Source organism: Saliphagus infecundisoli (assembly GCF_020177375.1).
Lineage (GTDB): Archaea > Halobacteriota > Halobacteria > Halobacteriales > Natrialbaceae > Saliphagus > Saliphagus infecundisoli.
Genome location: NZ_JAIWHV010000062.1, coordinates 1 through 5,590, shown reverse-complemented (window position 1 = coordinate 5,590; position 5,590 = coordinate 1). Strand labels below are relative to the sequence as shown.

The following is a 5,590-nucleotide window of genomic DNA, read 5'->3' as shown; positions in this document are numbered from 1 at the left end:
GACGCCGAGGTCAACGAGTTGCTCAAGCATTCCGCCGAGAGCAGCGCGTTCATTGGTCATGTACAACTGCTGTCGGCGGAATGCACTAACTTCCGTGATCTCAGTTCCGCAGTACTACAGAAGAGCGTTGCTGCTTCTGTCTGTCCAATTTCAGATGTTAGGGGAGTTTGGCCTCCAGTACGTCGACTTCTTCTATCTTCGGCGGTTCTGCGAACAGCTCGTCCGCGTTTTCCTCCAAGGCAGCAGCGATTTCGCCCGAGAGATGCGCTTCCCGACCGGATTCATCCGGAAAGGTATCGAAGATGCCGAACGTCGAATCGTCCATGCGGAGCGCGAACCACGTGGTGGTGTCCGGTTCTTCCTCGGCCATCGGCAGTGCCGAACGGAGGAATTCCTCGACATCGGATTCTTTGCCGGACTGTGCTTGGAGTCGAACGAGGAGGGCGACGTTTGCGTCGGTCATACTCAGTCCGTAGGTGGTGCGCAACTCACATAACTGTTTCTGCTAGAGTATCTGTTTAGTGGAAGTACCGAAGCGAAATCGTAGCTCTCAGGGAAGAGCAGGACGAACAGCCGCTCATCGACCTCTCAGGGCTTAACGGATCGCCGGGTCGTTTGACCTCGGCGATCCGTCCTGGCGATCGAACGAGTCTTCGCCAGCAGAATCTCGCCCTTCAAGCTGAGAACGCATTTCTTCGTCAACAATTCGCCGACCAGAACGACCGGATAGCTGAACTCGAAAACCGCCTCAAGCAGTATGAAAACCCGCACACACCGTCCAGTAAACAGGGCGGTGCTGGAAACCAACAGAACTCCGATTCAGAGCAAGACGACGAGAACGAAGATGCTGGCAGCGACTCCGACGCCGCCAGCGACTCTTCACCTGGACGCAACCCTGGCCATGAGGGAACGACTCAACCTCCACCCGACCCGGACACGACCGTCCGGGTCGGGGAGGCGTACTGCCATGATTGTGGCCGTGTTCTTACCGATCCCGACGAGTACGTCTCCCGCATCATCGTCGATATTCCGCTCCCCATTCCGATCGAGGTCACGGAATACGAGCTCGGAAAACAGGAATGTTCCTGTGGCAACGAAGTCCTCGCCGAGCATCCTGACTGCCCGGAGACCGGGCGGTTTGGGCCACACCTGCTGGCCCAAACCGCCCTCCTCCGCTATCACGGCCGGCTTCCTCATCGGAAACAGGCCGAACTGTTCGACTGGCAGCTCGATCACCCGGTCTCACCGGGAACGATCTACAACATGACCGAGCGGGTCGCAGACCGGCTGCGACCCGCGTATGAAGAGATTCGAGCCAGCGTTCGGGAAAGCGACGTGATCTACTGCGACGAAACAGGCTTTCCGGTTGACGGTGATCAGCAGTGGGTCTGGACGTTCGTGACCGACGAGGAGGTTTTCTACACGATCGACGAGAGCCGCGGGAGTCAGGTGCTGGAAGACGTCCTCGGCGACGAACTCGCCGAGGACGCCACCCTAAGCTGTGACGGATGGTCGGCGTATCCGAGCTATCACAGGAAGCTTCAGCGGTGTTGGGCGCATCTGCTCCGAGAAGCGAAGTACGTAGCTGAACGCCACGAAGAGGCCGAAGTGATCTCGGAGATTCTGCACGATCTCCACGAGGATTTGACTGCATTTGACGAGAGGGACCCGCCCGCCTCCGCTCGCGAGCGGAGGCGAGCGCAGGCATCACTCTGTCTCGAGGAGTTAGTGAGAGCGGATTACGAGTCCGAAGAAGTCACGCAGTTAGCCGAGAAGATCAGGAACGGGCTGGGGTGTTGGCTGACGTTCGTGACCGAACCAGACGTTGATTCGACGAATAATCGCGCAGAGCCCGCTCTGCGCGAGCAGGTGGTGATGCGGAAAGTCTTCGGCGGACTCCGGTCGGAAACCGGAGTCCGCATTCACGAGACACTCGCAACAATGGTCGCGACGTGGGAACACCGGGGACTCGACCCACCGGATCAGCTGAAATCAGCGCTGGGAGGAACACGACCAGATTCACTGAGAGAGGTATCTGCGACGGAACTACGCTAAACAAGTACGACCCATCAACAGACTCCAACCCCTGGAATATCGACGACGAAACCACTATCGACGAACTGACCGCATATATTCGAACGCTCGACCAACGACGGAACTTTGCCGAATCAACGATCACCACCAAGCGGTCTCGGCTTGCGACCTACGCGCGCCTGTATCGTGATATTCACGGCAGCGCTGATCTCGTCGGCCGACTCACCGATCTTGAGTCCCAACCTGACGAGATTGAGCGGGTGCTAGCAGTCTTTGATGAACTCGATCGCGACCTGGAGAGTGACGCCTCGAAACTCCGGTACCTCGGCGACGTTTCGCAGTTCTATGGACACCTCCAACGACGAGGGAAGGCTGCCTACAACCCGGCAGGGACCATCGAGATGGAATACGGCTGGCAACGTTCTGAACCCGATAACGCAGGCCTCTCGAGCGAACAAGTGCGGCGGATCTACGACGTCGTTGACGAAGCAAGTGATGAACTCCTCGTCCTCGCATTGTGTGCGTGGGGGCTCCGTCGGAACGAGGTCGCCGCATTGCATGTTTCTCAACTCGTTCTCGAGGAAGAGGATCCCCACATTCGCTTCGACGAGCGTAAGAACGGACCGGGAACGGTCGCACTGATATACGGCCGCGAAACACTCAATGATCGTCTCGACGCGTTAGATACGTCCGATCGGGAGTGGAACGGGTACCTGTTCCCTTCGACGGCAGCAGAGGACGGCCATATCGTCGGTGAAACGGTCCAAGCACGCTTCCAGCGGCTTGCTGAGCGTGCTGACGTCCGCGTTCGTGGGCAGACACCTACGTCGAAGATGGGGCGGCGGTTCTGGTACACGACGTATCTCGACTCTCAAACAGACCTCCTCGAGAACCTAGATGCGATCACGGCTGACCAGGGGAGTTCTGATCCGAGTATCGTGCTGAAAAACTACCTATCAGAAGAAGAACGGCGACAGTATCGACGTGAGTTCATGCACGAACGGCTCGCGAACGCGTTCGAGAGTTAATCAGCAGTGACTTTGTCGCTTCGCTCTCTGGATTCGTCTGTATCTGGACGCGGCATTGCTTCTAGTTCTTGCAGTTCTGGGTCTTTCTTCAGGCGGTCATACTGTCGTTTCCAGGCGCTTTCGGGAAACAACCCGTTCTTATCGAAGAGCTCTCTTGCTTCATCGGTCAGCTGGTAGAACTTGTACGGGTATCCTCGTGTTCGCTCTCCAACTGGGATGATGAGCTCTTCGACGACGTTTGCCTCTTTTAATACGGAGAGGTGTCCACGGATCGTGTCTTTCTTGAGACTTGGATTCGTTTTGGTGAGTTCATCAACGCTGGGGGCTCCATCTGGGTGCCCCACAATGTCTGCGATGATATTCGCTCGGCTCTCCTCAGTCACTGTTTGGAGGGTATGCCAGGTATCGTTTTTAAGGTCGGGATCAGCCGCTGGATTCATGCGTGTAGATACCGGATCCTCCAGCATAAACACTCCGATTTTTTAGGCCGCTAATTGAACCAGTAATTGCACGTCTAGATAGGACAACATCTAAACCAGTAGTTACAATACCTATGCGGCTATTCCATGATATAATGGATGACGACGAAGGGATTGATCCGGATTTTATTGATATCGAAGGCTTGGCGCTTAATTACGAGGAGCATGAGAAACTCAAGTCGCTCCTGCACAGCGACCAGTTCCAAACACTCGCATACGCTGACCGGCGATATCTTATTCTAGGGGAAGGGGGGGATACCGATGCCGCTGACCGCCGGATGAGCGTCTATAACTGGCTTGACGACCGCCCAAGTGCGACAGCGTTTCGGTTAGAAGACTTTGGATTGACGCCTGACGATCTTTCACTCTGGGCCTCAATGTACGAACAGCTGTGTGACCGTGCGACTCATATTATACTCGTGGTTGAAGACTACGAAGGGGGGTACGTTTGGGAGATGGGATACTTGTTCCATCAGGAAATTCGTGAGACGGTCTGGGTTCTCAAGCGTGACTACGGTGATACGGAAACGAACCGAGCGCACTTCAATAATGGAATGGCAGCCTCCCACCTCCAGTTGCTCGAAAACGCTGACCGGACTATCCACTGGCAAGACACAGACGACCTCAAATCGGCTACCGAGCGCCTCCCCTAATCATCTCGCCCCACCCACATAATTATCCGTCAGATTGTTCAACCATACTGCTTATTCGACTAGTAATACTGGTCAGTGTTACTGGTCAAATTGTCTGGCGATGTCATAGAGGATGCAAGGTTGAACTCCCTGATTCGAGCGTTTTTTGAACACCGTCTAGACTGATGTCGGCTATGTGGCCGCTGAATGCACAGACTGGGCGTTCGTTGCAGCCGTTTTCCTGATGTGCCAAATGAGCTGTGAACGGAGTCGGACCGCAATTTCAGAATCATCGCATCAAAGCGCGAAACAACTAACCGTTCAATAGAGCTGTCACTCACGAACGGGCGTCACAGGGGATGACCGAGCCTCAGTCAGGCGGATCGAGCCCGTAGCACTGCTTCGCCACTGTCAGGAACTGGTTCGCGTCCACTCGCGGTGCGTACGTACGGTTCTCGCCGTCGATGGCGAGCTTCACCAGCAGATCGACCAACCGCCAGACGTTGTACAGGACGCACGCGAACGCGAAGTTGAAGAACCGATAGTCGCGCTCAGTCGAGGTGGTTCGAACCATGAAGTGTTTCTGCTTCTTGAAGCCGTTCTCGATCCCCCAACGATGCCGATACCAGCGAATCAGCCGCTCGATCATGTGGACGAACGCTCTCGCGTCCATCTGCTGATCGTCGGCGTTACCGGGGGTCACGTAGGAGTGGTTCGTCTCGAAGACGACGGTACCGGCAGTGTCAACGTCGCCGTTCTCTGCGTTCTGCTTACGCTCTTCGACCTCCTCTTCGCGCTGGATGTCCGCAAGCAGCCGTGAGAACGACATTCCTTCGCTCGGTTCACCCTTTATGTAGTCGAATTCCTACTCGCCGCACATCTCTTGCCATACCTCCGAGAGACCGTTGTCTTCGTCCTCATCATCCGAGCGCGACTGCCTTGGGAGGTAGACCTGCTTGCGTTTCGGCGTGCCGTCGGCTTTCTCTTCAGTGACGTGAAACCGTTCGCCGTTGCGGTACATCCACTCGATGGTATCGACTTCGTCGCTATTGGTGAAGATGCGCGTCGGATTCAGGTAGTGGACGTCGTATTCCTCGCAAGTGACCTTCACCGACTCGCTATCGAACTCGCGATCCATCATCACGAGGTCGATATCCACCATCTCGGTAGCTTGCGACAGGAGCTTCCCGACGATCTCGTCTTTCGCCTGTCGCGCACGCGCTGGATGGCACGAGAACTAGTGGGACGTCCATACCGACGATTTTCAGCACTGCCCACTGGTAGTACTCGTAGCTCTTCAATCGTGATTTGTTGGATATAGCTGCCGGAGTTTGATGCGTGCATCTTCGGTCGTGAACTGCCAGTCGATAGCGGAGTCATCCTCGTTTCGGATGCGTTCCCACGCAGCGACCTCCGC

General features: G+C 55.8%; 4 protein-coding genes and 3 pseudogenes. 3 read left to right on the top strand and 4 right to left on the bottom strand.

The window, feature by feature from the left end; genetic code table 11:
* Positions 1-157: 157 nt before the first annotated feature.
* A complete protein-coding gene (locus LCF40_RS22775; RefSeq protein WP_224830412.1) occupies positions 158-463 on the bottom strand; it encodes a putative quinol monooxygenase in 306 nt (101 codons plus the stop codon).
* A gap of 116 nt (positions 464-579) precedes the next feature.
* On the opposite strand from LCF40_RS22775, the gene tnpC reads away from it, so the two are divergent.
* Both tnpC and LCF40_RS22765 read left to right on the top strand, forming a co-directional pair.
* Positions 580-2,055: an IS66 family transposase gene (gene tnpC, locus LCF40_RS22770; RefSeq protein ID WP_380682313.1), complete on the top strand. Its 1,476-nt coding sequence runs from the start codon at positions 580-582 to the stop codon at positions 2,053-2,055.
* Positions 2,056-2,066: 11 nt separating this feature from the next.
* Positions 2,067-3,062, top strand: a pseudogene (locus LCF40_RS22765) (tyrosine-type recombinase/integrase); the annotation flags it as partial.
* Here the strand turns inward: LCF40_RS22765 and LCF40_RS22760 are convergent.
* Complete coding sequence (locus LCF40_RS22760) at positions 3,059-3,529, bottom strand: helix-turn-helix domain-containing protein (RefSeq protein WP_224830410.1); 471 nt, start codon at positions 3,527-3,529, stop codon at positions 3,059-3,061. The pseudogene LCF40_RS22765 and the gene LCF40_RS22760 overlap by 4 nt on opposite strands.
* Before the next feature lie 107 nt (positions 3,530-3,636).
* On the opposite strand from LCF40_RS22760, the gene LCF40_RS22755 reads away from it, so the two are divergent.
* A complete protein-coding gene (locus LCF40_RS22755; RefSeq protein ID WP_224830409.1) occupies positions 3,637-4,194 on the top strand; it encodes a hypothetical protein in 558 nt (185 codons plus the stop codon).
* A 349-nt stretch (positions 4,195-4,543) separates the two neighbouring features.
* On the opposite strand, the pseudogene LCF40_RS23645 reads toward LCF40_RS22755, so the two are convergent.
* Together LCF40_RS23645 and LCF40_RS22740 are read right to left on the bottom strand one after the other, a co-directional pair.
* Positions 4,544-5,462: pseudogene (locus LCF40_RS23645) on the bottom strand (transposase); the annotation flags it as partial.
* Positions 5,463-5,470: 8 nt separating this feature from the next.
* Positions 5,471-5,590: pseudogene (locus LCF40_RS22740) on the bottom strand (IS630 family transposase); the annotation flags it as partial.